Source organism: Dyadobacter chenwenxiniae (assembly GCF_022869785.1).
GTDB classification, from domain to species: Bacteria; Bacteroidota; Bacteroidia; order Cytophagales; family Spirosomataceae; genus Dyadobacter; species Dyadobacter chenwenxiniae.
The window spans coordinates 5,075,774-5,094,649 of record NZ_CP094997.1 but is presented as its reverse complement, the minus strand read 5'-3'; the positions used below and the strand labels follow the sequence as shown (position 1 = coordinate 5,094,649).

Genomic DNA, 18,876 nt, shown 5'->3' with positions numbered 1-18,876 from the left:
CTCGATAGTAATAGTTGCTATTCAAAAACCACAAATCTCATGGTCAATAATTTTTTTAACCGAGGAATAATCCTAATGCCCCGCATATTCATTTAAAGGGATTAAACTATAATTTACAAGCTTGTTTTGTAGCCTGTAAAAATGAATGTTTAACTACAAAACAGTAAAAGATGAATTTAGTAAAACGATTACCAATCGGCCTGGGCTTCGCCTGTTTAATGATGATGAGCAGTTGCTCGAAGGAGGATGTGCAAACTCCGGAGCCTACGGGAAGCGTGAGTGCAAGCTCGAATATGCGAAAGGAAAATGGGATTTTTTCGTTTATCTATCTTGACCCTACATATGGCCCAACTGGTTCGACCGTTTTTCCGAATGGCTGGAAGAGAGATTTATCTACCTCAAATGACATAATCCAATTGCCTGCGGGAACTTCGAGCTTAACACACTTATTTGGAAACCCGGGTGCAGCCTGGGAGAAACCACTTCCTTCAATTCCTAATGCACCAAATGCAAATTCGATTGTTACCATTAGCTCCCATGCAAAGACAAATGTTTTGGATTTCAATGCAACAAAAAACAAGAGATCCTCAGCAATTACAAAAGTTAAAAATTTGAAACCTGGAAAAACCTATCAAATCAACTTTTATGTCGCGAGTACTATCAATAAGATCATAAAACAAGGATGTATTCCAGGATACGCAAAAGATCTTTTTGTTGAAACGTATCTATCAAATGGTAAAAAACTTTCTGCGCATATGATGTCTTTGAATGCGGGAGCCACTTGGTTTAAACAAACCATAACATTCAAAGCAGCTGAGACAGAACTTACATTAAAGTTCAGCGCGTTTACCGACTCGGATAATACATTTAGTTATGCTCACATATTCGTTGACCATAATTCCGTTGAAGAGATTCAACAAGAAGAACCTCTGGATTACTGAAAACTATCGCTATAAATTGCAAAAGGTGGCCGGAAATATCCTGGCTGCCTTTACTTTTTTTTATGTATACATTCACTTCCACTTCTCCCCCAAAACCTTCACCCATTACCAACCACAACTGACCCCGCTCGAAACCCAACCGACTTCCCATTTACAGTGTTATGCCAGTCTGATAACGGAATGCGATCTGTGTTTCCATGGCCTATTTATAAACGGGCCTGATTAATGTTTCGAAATCTTGCTGGTTGGCGGCAAGTGTGGCGGTCCAGATGATCCGGTCGGATTTGGTGGTCGAGGGCGAGGCCGAAGGGTTTTTGTTTGGTGAGGTAATATTCGATTTCTTTTTCAGCGACGGTTTTTGATCATGTAGTTCTCCGGTTTGCAAATAGTGTAAGTAAATCTCTACTATTTCTCTAACACAAATGCGCTCCACCGCAGAATAATCGTCACCGTCCTTGCACTCAATGGTTATGCATTGTGAACTTTATAAAGCTTGTTTTGTAGCCAGTAACAAAAACAAATGTTAAACTACGAAAACTGGAAAAAGTGAATTTAGTACAAAAATTACCAATTGGCCTGGCCCTGGCCTGTTTAATGATGATGAGCAGTTGCTCGAAGGAGGATACGCAGACTCCCGAGCCTTCGAAAAGTGAAAGGACGGATGCGAGTATGCGGGATGATGGAGGATATATTAAAGTTCTTCCTATTTTCCACTCAACATTTGGACCGCTCGGTTCAAATCTCTATCCAAATGGATGGCAAAGAGGCAGCTCGACTTCAAGTAATTTAATTGGGTATCCGACTGGTTCCTCAAATTTTATCCATTTGTTTGGAAATCCGGCATGGCCATGGGAGAGTCCCATATCTCCAATTCAAGATGTACCAAATGCAAGTTCCTTCCTGACTATAAGCACAAAGGCTAAGAAGACTTGGACAGAGGATGAAACTTCAACAAGTAAGCGGTCTTCAGTTGAAACTACTATCAAAAATTTGACGCCAGGTAAATTGTATGAATTGACCTACTATACGACAAGTTCTGTTTGTGCAGTGAAACAAAATAATCTTACGCCGACATATGTGTCAGCGGTTGTGGTAGATTGGATCTATTCAAATGGCACCAAAAAGAATGCTTTGACAATGAGTTTGAAAAACTGGAAAGGGATCTGGAAAAAACAAGCCATAACATTCGAAGCGAACGAAAAAGAACAAGTTTTAAACTTTACAGCATTTACAGATTCAGAAAGAACTTTTGGCTATGCGCACATATTTGTAGATCATAAGTCAATAAAAGAGGTGGAGCCTGCGGATTTGCCTTAAGTGAAATTAAAATCAACGATGGCGGTCACGGAAACATCCGGGTCGCCATTATTATTCGTAATCAAATCACTTCCACTTCTCCCCCAAAACCTTCATCCAATAACCACCCACAACCGACCGCGCCCGAAACCCGACCGACTTGCCATTCACCGTCTCATGCCAGTCCGACAGCGGAATGCGGTCCGGTGTTTCCATAGCATATTTGTAAACCGGCTTCACCAATGCTTCAAAATCTTGCTGGTTGGTGGCTAATGTTGCTGTCCAGATGATCCAGTCGGATTTTGTGTAGGTTTTGCGGCTGTCGAGGGGGAGGCCGAAGGGTTTTTGTTTGGTGAGGTAATATTTTATTTCTTTTTCGGCAACGGTTTTGGGGAATACGTTGAGCTTCAAGAGTTCATCCCACACAAGATTGTATTTCTGGCTCCATGAATTTTTGTTGTCGAAGGTTAGGGCGTAGTGATCGCCGCTGTCGGCTAGTTGCATCCACTTTTGCACAAACTCTTTTACCAGTGCATTTACCTCAGAGGCTTCTTTGGTGTCGCCCAGTTGCTCGGCCATTTTTGCGTAAGAGGCTAATCCCATAATTGCCTTGATAGACAGGTTCGCATTGCGGGCGAGGTGGCCGGCGAAATCGTCGGTGCAGAGTTGATTGGCTGGGTCGAAGCCCTCTTTTTTGAGATAATTGGCCCAGGTCGTGAGCACTTTCCAATGCTTTTTGGCGAAATCAATGTTGTTTTCAGCTTTGCAAACGGCATAAGTCAGCGTAAGCATATTACCAGATTCTTCTACGGGCATGTCCTCGCCGTAAGTCTGGCCGTTTGCGAGCGGATAGGTGCCTACGTCGTGCGCCGCGAACGGTTTGGTCCATTTGCCGCTTTCGGAATAATAAAAGATGGGCTCCATCATTCCTTTTAACAGTGTTGGGTTGTAAAGCAGGAATAATGGTGCGGATGGATAAGTTATATCAACGGTTCCAATGGAGCCATTACTGAAATTTTCTTTAGATAAAAACAAAGGCGCGCCCGATGGATCGGCCACCAACTTATGCGCCGATATCGCTTGGCGATAAGCTAACACACAAAGCTCCGCATATTGCTTTCCACCAGCTTTCAGCGCATCCTGATAAATCATTTCATCCGTCGCCTCACATTCTTTAATGATTTTGGCAAAATCTGCTTCGGCGTTTTTCAACTCATTTTGAACTGTATTTTTTCCATCCTTATTCCACCAGGGACGCAAATTTTTACCAAAATATTGAACCGAATAACCATCGTCATAACCGAGCATTACGTGCATGGAAAGGCTTTGCGCACCAACTTTATCCGCAAGCACGACCGCCATGGATTTGGCATCCGCATGGGCAGCCGTTGTCTGATTCGCATTGACGGAGCCGCTTTTTGAAAATGACTTTATGATTTCCTCAGGCGTACCCATGGCAGAGCCTTTCACTTTTGCCGCAGCGACCGCCAAATAAGCATTTCCCCAATCAATGCGGACGTCATCGCCTTTCCTACCCAGTAATTTCTGCTCCGTATTTCCCATTGAAAGCATGAGCAAGCCATTTTGTGTTTCACTCTTGCCGGCCACTTGCTGACTCGCGTCATTCACCGCCCAAAGCCCTGAAACTGAATTCAATATTTCAACCTGATGCATTTTCCCGTCGGTCGAAATTAGTTCGTAAACAACATAATTAACCGGACGGGACACCATGTGAAGATCTTTCAAAATCAATGGCGCAACAAACTTGGCTTTGAGCTGAATCGGTCCTGCTTCGAAATTATAAATGGTTTGTGTGGCAGTCATTTCCAAACCGGTTTGCTTGGCAGCCTGAATTACATCGTCACCTTTCGGAGCAATTTCATCTGCCAACCCAATGTCGATGTAACCCGGGCCAGCGCCATTCTTGCAATAAGCAGCAAGGATGTTTTTTCCTTTTTTCAATGCCTTTCGAGCTGAGGCGCTGATGGGTTTAAATTCATAATCGCCTGTAAAGCAAGGCGCGCAGTCGTAAGCGGGGACGCCATTGATATAAACGGCCACGTCATCATCATGAAAGATATTTAATGTTGCTTTTTCAAAATCAGCGGCTGTCAATGTGAATTCGCGGCGATACCAAACTTCATTCTGAAACTCTGTTCCTCCTTTTAGCATGGCATCGTTGCGGTCATGCGTGCCGAATGGAGCAGGGGCCTGTTTCCATGTGCTTATATTGTAACCCTCTTTATACCACCAATTTGGATCCGGTTTTACGGTTGTAAATCTTGCTGTATACGCAGCTTGCTTGGCTGTTGGTAAAATGGTTTTCATCGTCGGCGTGGGTGCGCCCATGAAGCGGTAGGTCTTGCCATCCACCCGGATCAGTCCGTCCATAGGATGCGGTTTACCAGTCCAATGCTTTGTTATTGAGCCATTTAGTTCATCGCCGAACGACCATACGCTGGTGTATGGATCAATGGTTATTAAAGGGGCGGCAGGCGGGCGGAAGGTTTGGGCAAGAAGTGAGAATGGAAAAAGGAGTTGCAGCAAAAAAGACCAGAATTTAGTCATAACACAACAAGGTTTCAGGAAAGGAATAAATTTAAAATTTCGACGCAAAATGATTTGGTTAGCGTGGATGGTTTTCTCCGTCAACTGATGTTGACGGGTTTTTGACGGGTTTTTTTTGCCGATGGCTGTGAACAGATTTTCCGTTGGGTTTTAACCAACGGAACCAGGGGTCCTATTTCCCGAACGCTGCTTTTCCGCTATCTAAAAACGCCGCGAAATTGGCTTGGTTTAAATCGTAATTTTTTGGCTTTACGAGCAGATTACCTTCATGATCCACCAGGCAATAATGTGGTTGTGCGTTGTTGTTGTATTTTACAATCTGCAAGTCGGCATTCTGGGCGCCTATGGTTTTTTTGATCTTATTGTCATATTTGGAAGTATACCAGGATGCTTCCGGCAGCTCCGTTTTATCATCCACATAAAGCGCCACGATTACGTAATCATTGCGAAGACGTTGCTGCACAGCCGGGTCAACCCAAACGCGGGCTTCCATCTCGCGGCAGTTGACGCAGCCGTGGCCGGTAAAGTCGATAAAAACGGGCTTGTTGACTTTTTTTGCATAGGCTAATGCATCTTTATAATCGAAGAAACCTTCCAATTCATGCGGTAAGTGGAAAAGGTCGGCATATTTGCGCGTTTCACCGGGTGTAATGTTGGAGACAACTCCCGCAGTTCTTTTGTTCAGATCAAAATCCAATGTGGATTGTGGGGGAAGATAACCGGCCAGTGCTTTTAACGGCGCGCCCCACATGCCCGGGATCATATAAACAACGAAGGTAAATGTGACAATGGATAAAAGTAATCTGGGAACACTTACTTTTTCAAGCGGAGAATCGTGCGGAGTCCTGATTTTGCCCAAAAGATAAAACCCTAACAAACCGAAAATGACGATCCAGAATGCAAGATAGATCTCGCGATCGAGCAAACGCCAGTGATAAACCTGATCGGCGATGCTGAAAAATTTCAATGCTAACGCCAGTTCCAAAAAGCCCAAAACGACTTTTACGGTGTTTAACCAGCCGCCGGACTTGGGCAAAGATTTGAGCCATTGCGGAAAAAGGGCAAACAATGTAAATGGAATCGCAAATGCAGCCGAAAACGACGCCATACCAATAATAGGCTTCACCACTTCGCCACCCGCGGAGGCCACGAGCAAACTTCCTACAATGGGCCCGGTGCACGAAAATGAAACGAGCACCAATGTAAACGCCATGAAGAAAACGCCCGCATAACCGCCCTGATCAGCTTTTTGATCCATTTTATTTACAAAACCACTGGGCAAGACGATCTCGAAAAGCCCTAAAAAGGATAGCCCAAAAACGAAGAAAATAGCAAAGAAAAGCAGGTTAGGAATCCAGTGCGTGCTCAGAAAATTGGCAAATGCCGGGCCATTTAACCGCGAAACCACGGTTCCTATTAATGTATATATCAAAACAATGGAAATGCCGTATATGAATGCTTTCAGCTTTCCTTTTTCCTGATTGGTAAAATAACTTACCGTCATGGGGATGATCGGGAAAACGCAGGGTGTAAGCAATGCGACTAAGCCGGATAAAAATGCAGCTAATGCAAAGCCCCAGAGCGATTTGTCGGCCGATTCATCTTCTGAACTTAATGTTTGAGATAAAGTCGCGGCGGCTTCTGCCTGGGCTAATGTGTCGGCGTCACCTGCATTGATGGTTAATGAAGTGTCAGCCAGCACGGCTGCAACCGATGAAGATGAATCTGTTGCAGATTCGGTTTTGCCTACGGTTGGCTGTGTATCACTGGTTGCTGCGCCAGCAACTACTTTCAGGCCTTTGAACTCAAAATCGTCGTTGCCCGGAATGCAAAGCCCGGTTACGTGGCTGCAGGTTTGATATTCGGAGCTTCCCTTGATGACCGGATTGTCTGCGAGTATTTTTACAGTCTGTTTAAAAACGCCTTTTCCTTCGAAGTAGCGAACTTTACCACCCCAGACTTCCTCAAATTTCTCTTTGGGATTCTGCGGTTTCAGCTTGCCCACAACTTCAAATGTGTTATTTTTTTCAAAATTGAAGGTCGTCAGCATAGGCCCCAGATCCGGGTCGAAATCGCTGGAATAAATGTACCAGTCTTTGTCAACAATGGCTGTAAAAACCAAATCGACCGTCTCCCCCTTCTTCGCTTCCGGTTTGGAAAATGTGTAGGTCCAATGTGCTTTGGCTTTTTGCAATTGAGCAAAAACGGATTGTGAAAAAAATAGACAAAGAACAAGGGAAATGAGAAGGCGGCGTTTCATAATGTTTAAATTCTGCTTTGCTTAGTCAACGTAATTTTGCCAAAAAAATTCATCAAAGAAAATTCCACTTCTAACCCGGCTTGTTTCTGCTAACTTTGTCGGCTCAAAATCAGCGTAAAAAACCCAATACAATGTCCCAAGCCCTTTATGTTGTAAAAATCGGTGGTAATGTGATCGACAACCCCGAAGCCTGCGCCCGTTTTCTAAGCGACTTTGCCAAACTCGATGCTCCCAAAATCCTCGTTCACGGCGGCGGAAAAGTGGCCACGCAAATTGCAGCCAAATTGCAGATTGAAACGCAGATGGTAGAAGGCCGCAGAATTACGGATAAGGCGATGCTGGACGTTGTAACCATGGTTTATGGTGGATTGGTCAACAAAAATCTTGTAGCACAACTGCAAGCCCTGAACTGCAACGCAATCGGCCTCACAGGCGCTGACGGCGGCATCATACGTTCAGTAAAACGACCCGTAAAAACCATCGATTATGGCTTTGTGGGAGATATTGAAGCTGTTAATGCAGCGCAAGTGAACGCATTGTTAAGTAGCGGACTCATCCCGGTCATTGCGCCACTCACTTACAGCTCGGAAGGTTTGTTACTCAACACCAACGCCGACACCATGGCCTCTGCAACAGCCGTCGCCATGGCCGAATTATTTGAAGTAAACCTTATTTTTTGCTTTGAGAAAAAAGGCGTTTTATCTGATCCTGATGATGATAATGCAGTCATAGCATCGCTTAATCCAGCTTCGTATGCCGATTACAAATCGTCCGGTGTCATCAACAAAGGCATGATCCCAAAACTGGATGGTGCATTCGAAGCATTAAAGGATGGCGTAAAGCAAGTTACAATCTGCCATTCGGATGATCTGCTGGAAGCTGTGATGTCTGCTGCTGGGACGGTGATTGCCCTTTAATTAAAAAATTTGAGGTGTAAATAATTAAAGTGTTATTGTAAATTTAGGAATTTGATTCCTAAATTTACAAATGGTTAATAGAGAACTTGTTGACAAGCTAAATGGAATGCTGGAAAAGTATCCAATTATTAGCTTAACCGGCCCTAGGCAGTCGGGAAAAACGACATTGGCAAAGATGGTCAGGCCAGATTATCAATATGTGAATCTGGAAAATCTGAGTCTAAGAGCATTTGCCAAAGACGATCCTGTTGGATTTTTAGAAAATTACCAAAATGGCGTTGTCATTGACGAAGCGCAATATGTGCCTGAATTGTTTTCTTATCTCCAAGTTTTGACTGACGAAAGAAATCGAAAGGGTGAATACATATTGACCGGTTCGCAAAACTTCCTGATGATGGAGCAAATCACCCAGTCACTGGCTGGACGTGTGGCTATTTTCTATCTCTTACCGTTTTCGCTAAATGAGTTGAAAGGCACAGCATATGCGCCCGAAACTTGGGAAGAATACATCTTATCCGGTTCCTATCCACGCAAGCTTGTGGATGATATTGACGCTTCCACATTCTATGACAATTACCTTAGAACTTATATTGAACGGGACGTAAGACAAGTTAAAAATATTCTTAACCTGAGCCAATTTCAACGCTTTATTCAGCTTTTGGCTGGCAGGATCGGGCAACTTTTCAATCAGCAAAGTCTGGGCGTTGAACTGGGAATTGATAATAAGACGGTTAATGCTTGGCTGTCGGTTTTAGAAACCTCATTTATCGCATTTCGACTTCAACCTTACCATCAAAATTTCAGCAAACGAGTCGTTAGCACACCGAAAATTTACTTTTATGATGTAGGCTTAGCCGCGCATCTTTTAGGAATAAGCAATGTGGAGCAATTAAATGTTCATTTTGCAAAAGGCGCTTTATATGAAAACCTGATTATCAATGAACTTCAAAAGAATGTTCTGAACCAAGGAAGACAGCCGCACTTCTATTTTTGGAGAGATTATAGCCAAAACGAAATAGACTTGCTCATTACAGAGGGCGTTGATTTGAAGGTTGTTGAGATCAAATCCGGCAAAACCATTCAAAATGACTTTTTCAATGGATTAAATCATTTCAAGAAAATTACAGGGGAAGCAAGTCTTAACCTTATTTATGGAGGCAAAGAATTTCAAAAAAGAAGTGGTGTGACCATCTATTCGATCAGTGATTTAGACAAACTATAAAGTGTAGCAGCCTTTCTTAAATTATTTTAAAATTAATTTTCTATTACTAAATTGCATGAGTTAAACCCACTCATAACCATGCCGTTCCGAGAAGGCCTTTTGTTTGTGCTTTTGTTGTTGTGTGATTTGTGTGCAGGCCAGGTTCCGGAGTTTTATAAGGATGTCCAGCCCATTGTTCATGCCAATTGCGTGCCTTGCCACCGGACGGGCGAAGCGGCTCCCTTTCCATTGATCACTTTTGAGGATGTTAGTAAGCGATCCAAGTTCATCAAACAGGTCGTGAGCTCGCGCTATATGCCGCCCTGGAAAGCGGATAATCATTTCAATTCTTTTGCCAATGACCGCTCGCTGAGCGATAAAGACATTAAAACCATCGTCGGCTGGATCGATGGCGGGACACCGAAAGGAAAGCAGAACCTGAAAGCTGAGCAGGATTTGCAGGCGAGGGTCAATGCGGGAACGGCCTATAAGCGCAAGCCGGATCTTTCGCTCCGCTTGAAGGAGGGATTTGTTGTCAAAGGCGATGCTGCGGAAAGGTTTGTGATGTTCAAAATCCCTTTCGAGCTTGGCCAGGAGGCTAATGTTGAGGCCATCGAATTTACTTCCAATAACAAAAAACTTATTCACCACGCCAATTTCGCGATCCACCCGGTGGCTGATCCCGCAATTGACTTGAATAATACGGTCGATTTTGTAGATCTGAGCGGACCTTCCGGCGATAAATATTATGAGTGGGTCAAGTACAAAAAAGAAATGACTTATTACGGCGGCTGGATTCCCGGGACCACTGTTGAAACTTACCCGGAAGACATGGGTTGGGTCATGCCAAAGCGCGGCGTCGTGCTGGTAACCGTGCATTTCGGACCTTCTTCCGTTGATGCGGAAAGCATGGATGGCGTGAACATTTTCTTTAAAACCAGCCCGATCAAACGCAAGGTAAAGGTGATCAGTCTGGGTTCCGGCGGGATCGGGGAGAAGGACATTAGTCCGCCGTTCATGATTTTCGCAGACGAGGTTAAAAGCTTCCGTTTGCGCATTGCCAACAACCAGCCGGACGTTTCGCTGCTTTATGCCTGGCCGCATATGCATTATCTGGGCAAGGAATTCAAAGCTTACGCGACCACGGCCGCAGGCGACACGATCAAGCTCGTGCATGTGCCTGCGTGGGATTTTCGCTGGCAGGAGATTTATAAATACAAAAAGCCTTTGCTACTGCCAAAAGGGGCCATTGTGCACGTAGAAGGCACTTATGACAATACGGCTGCCAATCCGGCCAATCCGCACAGACCTCCAGAACTGGTGATGTCAACGGGGAACATGCGGAGCGACCAGGAAATGATGACTTTAATTTTAATGTATGTAGAACGCGCGGCCGGAGATGAAAATCTGGTCTTTAAATGGAATTGAACATTTTCACTGGGTAGCACATATACCGGGTAAACCTTGATGCATGAGTAAACTGTACGTTACACTCATTTTTCTAATCCCCCTCCTCGGCACTTCCAGGCCGGGCCGCTCACAAACCCTCTTTACGCTCCTGTCACCGAAAGACACAAGGGTTAATTTTATCAACAAGATCGAGGAAAACGATTCACTGCATATTTTCCGTTACGAATATCTTTACAATGGCAATGGTATTGGCATAGGCGATTTCAATAATGATGGCTCGCCGGATCTTTTTATTTCCGGAAATACAGTTGATAACAAGTTGTATATCAATAAATCAGCTGCTTGGAAAATTACATTTGAAGACATTAGCAAAAAGGCAAAAGTAGAAGGCAACGGAACCTGGTCTACGGGCGTGAGCGTCGCGGATGTAAATGGCGATGGGCTTCTGGATATTTACGTTTGTCATTCGGGCTTTTTCCGTAAGCTTTCCGATCGTAATAACGAGCTTTTCATCAATCAGGGGATCAAAAACGGCGTTCCGGTTTTTAAGGAAATGGCCGTTGAGGCTGGTTTGAATGCCATTGGATCACAATCTACGCAGGCTGCTTTTTTTGATTATGACAAAGATGGCGACCTGGATATGTTTCTTTTGAACCACTCCAATCACACGGTTAACCCTTTCCTGAACACCCGCGAAATGCGAGCGACGCCCAATCCTTATTATGGAAACAGGCTTTTTGAAAACATTAGTGAAAATGGAAAGCTGAAATTTAAGGATGTTACGCAAAAAGCAGGCATCATTAATAATGCATTAAATTTCGGTCTGAGCGTGATCGTGGCGGACATGAATCAGGACGGCTGGCCGGATTTGTACACAACGAGCGATTACACGGAAGTGGATTGCTATTATGTCAACAACAAGAACGGCACATTCACAGAATCGCTGAAAAAATCATTTACACACGTTTCCAAATTCTCCATGGGCGCCGATGTGGGTGATTTTAATAACGATGGGAAACCCGACGTGCTTACACTGGATATGCTTCCGGAAGACAATCACAGACAAAAACTGCTCAAAGGGCCCGATGTTTACGACCAATATCATTTGCTCCTCGACAGCGGTTACTATCATCAGAATATGCGCAATATGCTGCATCTGAACCGCGGCGTGGATGCAGAAGGCCATGTAAAATTCAGTGAAATCGGGCAAATGGCGGGCGTTGCCAACACGGATTGGAGCTGGGCGGGCTTAATGGCCGATCTGGACAATGACGGCTGGAAAGATCTGCTCATTACCAATGGTTATCTGCGCGATTTTACCAATATGGATTTCCTCAAATACACCGTTGCCGACGAGCAAATGAAAGAAGTAGCCAGGGGGAATCTGAATTTCAAAACTTACGGCCTCGTGCAGAAAATGCCTTCCAACAAACTGAAAAATTACCTTTTCCGAAATACGGCCGATGGCCTGAAGCAGTTTGCCTTTGAAGATGTTTCTAAAAAGTGGGGCTTTAACGAAGAAGCTGTTTCCAATGCGGCCGCTTACGCAGATTTTGACGGTGATGGCGACCTGGACATTGTAATTTCAAACATAAATGAACCGGTTTCGATTTATCAAAATAATAGTGATCAAAAAAGCTTAACCATCAGACTTTCCGGCCTCGGTAAAAATACGCAGGCATTGGGAAGCAAGGTTTGGGTGTATGCCAATGGCACTTCCCAATACGCGGAGCTTTACCCGGTGAGAGGTTATCAGGCGACCATGACGTCAGATTTGCATTTCGGTTTGGGAAAAGCAGCCGAAATTGATTCGCTGAAAGTCCTCTGGCCTTCCGGCAAAGTAACAATGTTGGTGAATCCGGCTGAAAAAGTTTTGATATTAAAAGAACCGGAAGAGAAAGAAGAGCCGAAAAAAGACACGGCCCTTTTAAAAACAACATTTCAAAAAATATCTGCACAAAGCGTTGGCATAGACTTCATTCACCAGGAAAATGAATTTGTCGACTTCAAAGTGGAAGTGCTTCTGCCTTATCAATTGTCCAGGCTCGGGCCGGCACTGGTAAAGGCGGACGTGAATGGGGATGGTCTCGAGGACCTCTTTTTCGGAGGCGCCTCCAATCAGTTTGGTGTGCTGTATTTGCAAAAGCAGGACGGGAAATTTGAAGGTGCAGCCACGCAGCCATGGCGGCAAAATGCGGCTTGTGAAGAAGTGAGTGCATTATTTTTTGATGCAGAAAAGGATGGTGACCAGGACTTGTACGTTGTCAGCGGAGGCAATGAATTCGAAGATCAGGCGCCGGAGTATCGGGACCATTTGTATATTAATGATGGGAAGGGAAATTTTCATGAAGATGTTTTGGCACTGCCTTCCATGAAAAATCCGAAGCAATGTGCAGTTAGCGCGGACATTGACGGCGACGGCGATATGGATCTTTTCGTAGGTGGCCGCGCTGTTCCCGGGTCGTTCCCGATGGCTGCGAGGAGCTATATTCTAAGAAATGACAGTCAGGGAAGCAATGTTAAGTTCACAGATGCCACTGCAGAGTGGTCCAAAGACTTGCTCAATCCAGGAATGGTTACGGGCGCTTCGTTTGAGGATTTGGATCAGGACAAGAAGCCCGATTTGATGTTAATAGGCGACTGGATGGCTGTTAAAGTCTTCAAAAACGTCGGCAATGCATTCAAGGAACAGCGCTCGGCAGCTCTGGAAGACAGCGACGGCATGTGGGCCGCATTAACGCCCGTTGACTTGGATCGTGATGGCGATATGGATTTCGTTTTAGGGAACGGAGGGCTGAACAATCAATATAAAGCATCTGGCGGGCAGCCTGTGACGATCTACTATGATGATTTTGACAAAAACGGCGTAATCGATCCGGTTTGCACATATTACATCGGAGACAAAAGTTACCCGATGTTTTCCCGTGATGAGATGCTGGACCAAATGCCTTATTTGAAAAGAAAATACACCAATTATGCGCTGTATGCAGATGCAACCGTAGTGGATATATTTGGCCAGGAAGCAGTGGACAAGAGTAAAAAAGTCTTTTGCAAGCAACTGGCCAGCATTGCCCTTGAAAATAAAGGCAACTTTAAATTTGAAATCCACCAGTTGCCGCAGGAAGCGCAGATATCGAGGGTCAGCGCAATTGTTCCCGTGAAACTGAATAAAGAAGCCGGCACAACATTGCTTCTGGCGGGCAACTTCTCATCTTATCGCGTTCAGCTAGGCCCGTGCGATGCGTCTGTTGGTGTAATGTTGCGCCAGGTTGCGCCTTTTAAATTTGAATCGGTGGATCTGGTGCAATCCGGTTTTTGGGCTATGGGCGAAATCAGGAGTGGAACTGGCCTGGACGATTCGCGTATAGTGTTATCCGTTAATAATTCAATGCCTGTTATCTTTCAATGTAATGAGCAGAAATGAAAAAGCGATCTATTATATACAGGCTGGTAACATTCCTGGTTGTCAACTTTTTTTATGGGTTTGCACTCTATGCGGGCCCGTCACCCCAGCTTTTGCATAGGGCGGAGAGGAACCTGACGCGTGTAATCGTGCATGACATATTTTCACCACCGGTTGCCAGTCGTATCTATCTGTATGCCAATGTTGCAGCATACGAATTGCTGGTTATGCAGGATAAAAATTATCAAACCATGCATGGCCAGATCTCCGGTTTTCCTGACATACCCGCCTTAAAACGAGACGAGAAGGTTAACTACCAGTTAGCCGCGGTTTATGCTTTTTTCAAAACCAGCGGGAAGCTGGTGTTCTCGGAACATTTGCTGACAGATAGCATTACAGTGATATTGAATGACTTCCGGGAGACAGATACATTGGTTTATAACAATTCAATAAGACTTGGCCAGGCTGTGAGTGACAGCATATTAACCTGGTCTTTGACAGATAATTACGCAAAAACAAGGGCGAAACGCCGCTACACTTACAGCAAACAAAAAGGCAAATGGACGCCCACTCCGCCAGGTTTTATAGACGCGGTCGAACCGTATTGGTCCCAAATCCGGCCTGTGAGCCTCGACTCCGCCGGGCAGTTTAAGCCGGTTCCGCCGCATGTATATAGTACCGACCCGGCGAGTTTGTTTATGAAGGAAGTAAAAGAGGTCTATGATATTACCAAAAAGTTAACAAAAGAAGAGATCCTTCTTGCAAGCTTTTGGGACTGTAATCCGTTTTACCTCAACACACAGGGGCATCTTAATTTTGCGACAAAAAAACTATCTCCCGGCGGACATTGGATTTCCATTGCAGGCCAGGCAGCCGAAAGTAAGGGCAAGAATTGGCAAGGGACGGCAGCTGCTTATATGATGACTTCCATGGCTTTATACGACGGGTTCATCAGTTGCTGGGATGAAAAATACAGGAGCCAGTTCATCCGGCCAGAGACAGTTATCAATGCTTATATGGACGAAAAATGGCGACCATTGCTGCAGACGCCGCCTTTTCCTGAATATACCAGTGGCCATAGCGTGATCTCAGCTGCTGCGGCCGTGGTATTAACAGCGATTTTCGGCGATAATTTTGCCTTCGATGACCATACAGAAACCGATTACGGATTGCCGGTCCGCAGTTTCAGGTCTTTTAAGCACGCGAGTGACGAAGCAGGCATCAGCAGATTATACGGAGGAATCCATTTTAGGTCAGCGATTGTAAATGGCCAGGCTCAGGGCGAGCGAATTGGGCAGCATTTGCTCTCGAAAATAAAGGTCAATCGCTAAAATAACCAAACACTCTACTAGGTTTATATGCTTATTATTAATATTTTTTAATAAATGTTATGTTTTTGTTAATAATTATATTTATTTTGAAATATCGATACTCATGCCGTCTAAAAGTGTACGCTCAATTTTAGAGATGTCATTTTAGGTTTCGTCAGTAAAGACCCATTAAGCTACCTTTATTTAACTTACTAAAATTTACCATGAGACAAAAGTTTACGACTTTAACCCGTCTGGTAACCTTGCTTCTCCTGCTTATCGGGAGCACATGGAGCATGGCCCAGAGTAGTAAAACCGTTACCGGAACGGTGCTCGACAAGGATCAGAATCCTTTGCCAGGTGTTTCTTACCTGGTTAAAGGATCCAACACCGGAGGTGCAACGGATGCTAATGGAAAATTTACAGTCAGTGTGCCTTCAAGCGCCGCTGTAATTGTATTTTCTTCGATTGGCTACATCAGCAAGGAAGTGGAAGTTGGCAATGCAAGCCAGCTGACCGTGAACATTGAGGAAGACAACAAGACGCTTAACGAAGTAGTTATTACCGGTTTCGGTATGTCTACTGAGGCAAGAAAGCTTTCTTATTCTGTACAGTCAGTTCAGGGAAATGACATTACCAGAGCTGCCAACGCCAACATGGTGAACGCATTGCAAGGTAAAGTCGCCGGGGTTATGATCAATCAGGGAACGGGTGGTCCAATGTCTTCTTCGCGTATCCGTATCCGTGGTAATGCTTCTTTGAGCCCAAATACGCAGCCACTTTTTGTTGTGGATGGTGTTCTTATCCGTCCGGGAACAACCGGTGCTGACTCTTGGGGAGCGAACCAGGATTTTGGTAACATTATGAAAAACATCAACCCGGACAACATTGAGTCCATGACCGTGTTGAAAGGTTCAGCTGCCAGTTCTCTTTACGGTTCTGAGGCGTTGAATGGTGTTGTTGTTGTTCAAACCAAAAAAGGACGTCAGGATAAAGGTTTGGGTGTTACTTACAACCACACTTCTACTTTCGAAACTGCTTACAAGTTTTTGGATTTGCAAAATGAATATGGCGCAGGTTTGAACTCAACATTTGCAACAGGCGCTGACGGCGTTCCGGAAGTTGAGCGTGCAAACTATAACTTTTCTTACGGTCCCAAATTTGAAGGTCAGCAAGTACGCGACCTGGATGGCCGTATGGTGGAATGGAAAGCCAACGATCCTTTGAGCTTTTTTCAAACAGGAAAATACATTAACCATAACCTTGCTATCGAAGGCGGTAACGAACGCAGCTCATTCCGTGCGTCGTTCTCAACTTTGAAAAACACTTCTATCATGGTTGCGGGAACAGAGTTGAAAAGAAACAACTTTAACATCAGGGGAACACAGAAAATTGGCAAAATCCTGAATCTGGACGTAAGCGCAGATTACACGGACAATGACATGGTGAATCCGATTCGCCAGGGCGGAACATACAACCCGGTTTTTCGTTTTGTATACGGCCGTCCGCGAAACGTAGATATCGATTATTGGAAAAACAATTATCTTGATCCTGTTGCCGGTGGTCGTCGCCAAGGAACAGCTGATCCTTATGGAATGTCACAATTCATGTTTGAGACATTTCAGTTCAAGCAGTTCCGTAATGAGAAGGTTTTCAGAGGAAACATTGATTTGAACGGAACAATCACAGATTGGCTGAGCTTTCTGGTTCGCGGTAATGTTCAAAATGAATTATATACCGGAAATAATAAAAACAGAGGAGATGGTGTAAACTTCTCAGGAGGTGAATACCGTGAGTATTCTGAAAACAAAAGCCAGACTCGTTTCCAAGGGTTGATCACTGCAACAAAGCAAATTGGAGAAGACTTCAATTTCAGCCTTTCTGCGGGTGGAGAGACTAACCGTTTGATTGGCGGTCGCAAGTTTGATTATAAAACTGACGGCGGACTTCGTGTTCCTGATGTCTTCTCTTTGTCAAACAGTATCAATGTTTTGAAACAGGAAAGCATTGCGCTTACACCATCCAAAAGAATTGACGCGCTTTACGCTTATGGTGACCTGACTTATAAAGACGCGTTAACATTGAGCGCCAGTTATCGTACGGACTGGTCGTCGACATTGACTTATGCAAATGGAAGCGGTGACTACATTTATTCTTACCCATCTGTTGGTCTTTCCTGGATTGCGACTGAATCCTTGAAAGATCTTCCATCATGGCTTTCTTTTGGTAAATTAAGAGCCAGCCTTGGTTACACAGGTGGTGACACAGATGCATGGTCTACCAACCAGACGGGTGTTTACGAGCCGAAATCCCCTTATATCCAGGCCGATGGATCGACTGTGAACTGGTCTGGTTACAGGGACAACACACTTCCTAACTATGGTTTGAGAAACCGTTTGGCCAGAGAAGTTGAATTTGGTGCTGACGTTCGTTTCTTCAACAACCGTTTGGGAATTGACGCGACTGTTTACAACAAAATTACCAAGAACGAAATTCTGAACCTGACTACAACGTCAGAATCTGGTGTTGATAAGAGAATAGTAAACGCAGGTAAAATTCAGAACAAAGGAGTTGAGATCTTATTGACTGCTACCCCAATCAAAAAGGCAGACTTTGAGTGGAATACGAGCATAAACTTCTCACGCAACCGTAATAAGGTTTTGGAATTGGTTCAGGGAACTGATACTTATGAATTGAACCTTGGTTTTGGAGCTGATATTAAGTCCGTTGCAAGGGTTGGTAAAGATTACGGAACGCTGATCACAGGATACGGCTTTGCAACTTACACATCAGATGATGCAAACAATCCTGCAAACGGACAAAAAGTAATTGGATCAATCGACGGTGAAGGTGGAATCGGTTATGTACGTAACGGTTCTTACGGATCAAAAGCGGATAAAGAACTGGGGACTGTGATGGAAAAATTCCTTGCCAGCAACGTGAATAGTTTCCGTTACAAAAACTTCACTGCAACTGTGCAAGCAGATGCGAAGATCGGTGGAATGATGTCATCCGGTACACATCAATACGGTTCGTCATACGGTGCATTTAAATTTACACTTCCAGGCCGTAATACTGAACTGGGTGGTGTAACGTTTACGGATGCAGAAGGAACGGTGAGAAATGACGGTATCATTCCAGAAGGCGTTTTGGCTAACGGTTTTCAGGTTGTGGTGGACGGTGCTCCCAAAGATTTAGGTGGAATGAGCTATGCAGACGCCGTTGCAGCAGGTTATGTTAAACCTATCCCTGCTTATGCTTATTATTTGAACCTGACACAATGGTCATCGGGTATTCGTGAGTATTCAACTTTTGAAAACTCGTGGGTTTCACTTCGTGAAGTTTCAGTTGGCTACAACGTTCCGAGCTCATTGCTTGGAAAAGCGAAAATTCAGTCGCTGCGCGTAAGTCTTGTTGGGCGTAACCTTGGTTACCTGTACAAAACTGCGAAGGATGGTATTAACCCAGAAGGTTTGTACAGCAACAAAGCGGGTGAGTTCATGGAGTATGGCGGTCTGCCTTTCACACGTAACCTTGGCGTCTCAGTTAGTGTAGGATTGTAATCCTGAT

Annotated in this window: 11 protein-coding genes; 8 read left to right on the top strand and 3 right to left on the bottom strand. The window is 44.5% G+C overall.

The genetic code is table 11. From position 1 onward, the window contains the following. Positions 1-170 precede the first annotated feature (170 nt). The gene (locus tag MUK70_RS21705) at positions 171-941 is read left to right on the top strand and encodes a hypothetical protein (RefSeq protein ID WP_234655113.1); all 771 of its coding nucleotides are present in this window, start codon (positions 171-173) and stop codon (positions 939-941) included. Positions 942-1,143: 202 nt separating this feature from the next. Here the strand turns inward: MUK70_RS21705 and MUK70_RS31205 are convergent, their stop codons facing one another. Beyond that, positions 1,144-1,326: a hypothetical protein gene (locus MUK70_RS31205; protein WP_374759014.1), complete on the bottom strand. Its 183-nt coding sequence runs from the start codon at positions 1,324-1,326 to the stop codon at positions 1,144-1,146. Between the two features lie 161 nt (positions 1,327-1,487). Between MUK70_RS31205 and MUK70_RS21695 the strand changes: the two genes are divergently transcribed. Next, complete coding sequence (locus MUK70_RS21695; RefSeq protein ID WP_234655112.1) at positions 1,488-2,258, top strand: hypothetical protein; 771 nt, start codon at positions 1,488-1,490, stop codon at positions 2,256-2,258. A gap of 66 nt (positions 2,259-2,324) precedes the next feature. Here MUK70_RS21695 and MUK70_RS21690 read toward each other — a convergent pair whose 3' ends face one another. Then, positions 2,325-4,805, bottom strand: coding sequence for a glutaminase family protein (locus tag MUK70_RS21690; RefSeq protein WP_234655111.1), 2,481 nt, complete (start codon positions 4,803-4,805; stop codon positions 2,325-2,327). Between the two features lie 172 nt (positions 4,806-4,977). Then, a complete protein-coding gene (locus MUK70_RS21685) occupies positions 4,978-7,065 on the bottom strand; it encodes a protein-disulfide reductase DsbD family protein (protein WP_234655110.1) in 2,088 nt (695 codons plus the stop codon). A gap of 131 nt (positions 7,066-7,196) precedes the next feature. Here MUK70_RS21685 and argB point away from each other — a divergent pair, with 131 nt between their 5' ends. The 6 genes from argB to MUK70_RS21655 all read left to right on the top strand — a co-directional run bounded on the left by argB (position 7,197) and on the right by MUK70_RS21655 (position 18,869). After that, positions 7,197-7,982, top strand: a complete 786-nt coding sequence (gene argB / locus MUK70_RS21680) for an acetylglutamate kinase (RefSeq protein ID WP_234602980.1) — start codon at positions 7,197-7,199, stop codon at positions 7,980-7,982. 70 nt (positions 7,983-8,052) lie between these two features. Further along, the gene (locus tag MUK70_RS21675; protein WP_234655109.1) at positions 8,053-9,204 is read left to right on the top strand and encodes an ATP-binding protein; all 1,152 of its coding nucleotides are present in this window, start codon (positions 8,053-8,055) and stop codon (positions 9,202-9,204) included. Positions 9,205-9,282: 78 nt separating this feature from the next. Next, on the top strand, positions 9,283-10,611 hold the full coding sequence (locus tag MUK70_RS21670) for a c-type cytochrome (protein ID WP_234655108.1): 1,329 nt from the start codon (positions 9,283-9,285) through the stop codon (positions 10,609-10,611). A 43-nt stretch (positions 10,612-10,654) separates the two neighbouring features. Next, a complete protein-coding gene (locus tag MUK70_RS21665; RefSeq protein WP_234655107.1) occupies positions 10,655-14,017 on the top strand; it encodes a VCBS repeat-containing protein in 3,363 nt (1,120 codons plus the stop codon). Then, a complete protein-coding gene (locus MUK70_RS21660) occupies positions 14,014-15,327 on the top strand; it encodes a vanadium-dependent haloperoxidase (protein WP_234655106.1) in 1,314 nt (437 codons plus the stop codon). The genes MUK70_RS21665 and MUK70_RS21660 overlap by 4 nt, the downstream gene beginning before the upstream one ends. A 203-nt stretch (positions 15,328-15,530) precedes the next feature. Then, positions 15,531-18,869: a SusC/RagA family TonB-linked outer membrane protein gene (locus tag MUK70_RS21655; protein WP_234655105.1), complete on the top strand. Its 3,339-nt coding sequence runs from the start codon at positions 15,531-15,533 to the stop codon at positions 18,867-18,869. The last annotated feature ends 7 nt before the right edge of the window (positions 18,870-18,876 follow it).

Bases quoted from the DNA above. Each gene is read 5' to 3' on its own strand.
- MUK70_RS21705 (WP_234655113.1), top strand. From the start codon at position 171: ATGAATTTAGTAAAACGATTACCAATCGGCCTGGGCTTCGCCTGTTTA.
- MUK70_RS21690 (WP_234655111.1), bottom strand. From the start codon at position 4,805: ATGACTAAATTCTGGTCTTTTTTGCTGCAACTCCTTTTTCCATTCTCA.
- MUK70_RS21685 (WP_234655110.1), bottom strand. From the start codon at position 7,065: ATGAAACGCCGCCTTCTCATTTCCCTTGTTCTTTGTCTATTTTTTTCA.
- argB (WP_234602980.1), top strand. From the start codon at position 7,197: ATGTCCCAAGCCCTTTATGTTGTAAAAATCGGTGGTAATGTGATCGAC.
- MUK70_RS21675 (WP_234655109.1), top strand. From the start codon at position 8,053: ATGGTTAATAGAGAACTTGTTGACAAGCTAAATGGAATGCTGGAAAAG.
- MUK70_RS21670 (WP_234655108.1), top strand. From the start codon at position 9,283: ATGCCGTTCCGAGAAGGCCTTTTGTTTGTGCTTTTGTTGTTGTGTGAT.
- MUK70_RS21665 (WP_234655107.1), top strand. From the start codon at position 10,655: ATGAGTAAACTGTACGTTACACTCATTTTTCTAATCCCCCTCCTCGGC.
- MUK70_RS21660 (WP_234655106.1), top strand. From the start codon at position 14,014: ATGAAAAAGCGATCTATTATATACAGGCTGGTAACATTCCTGGTTGTC.
- MUK70_RS21655 (WP_234655105.1), top strand. From the start codon at position 15,531: ATGAGACAAAAGTTTACGACTTTAACCCGTCTGGTAACCTTGCTTCTC.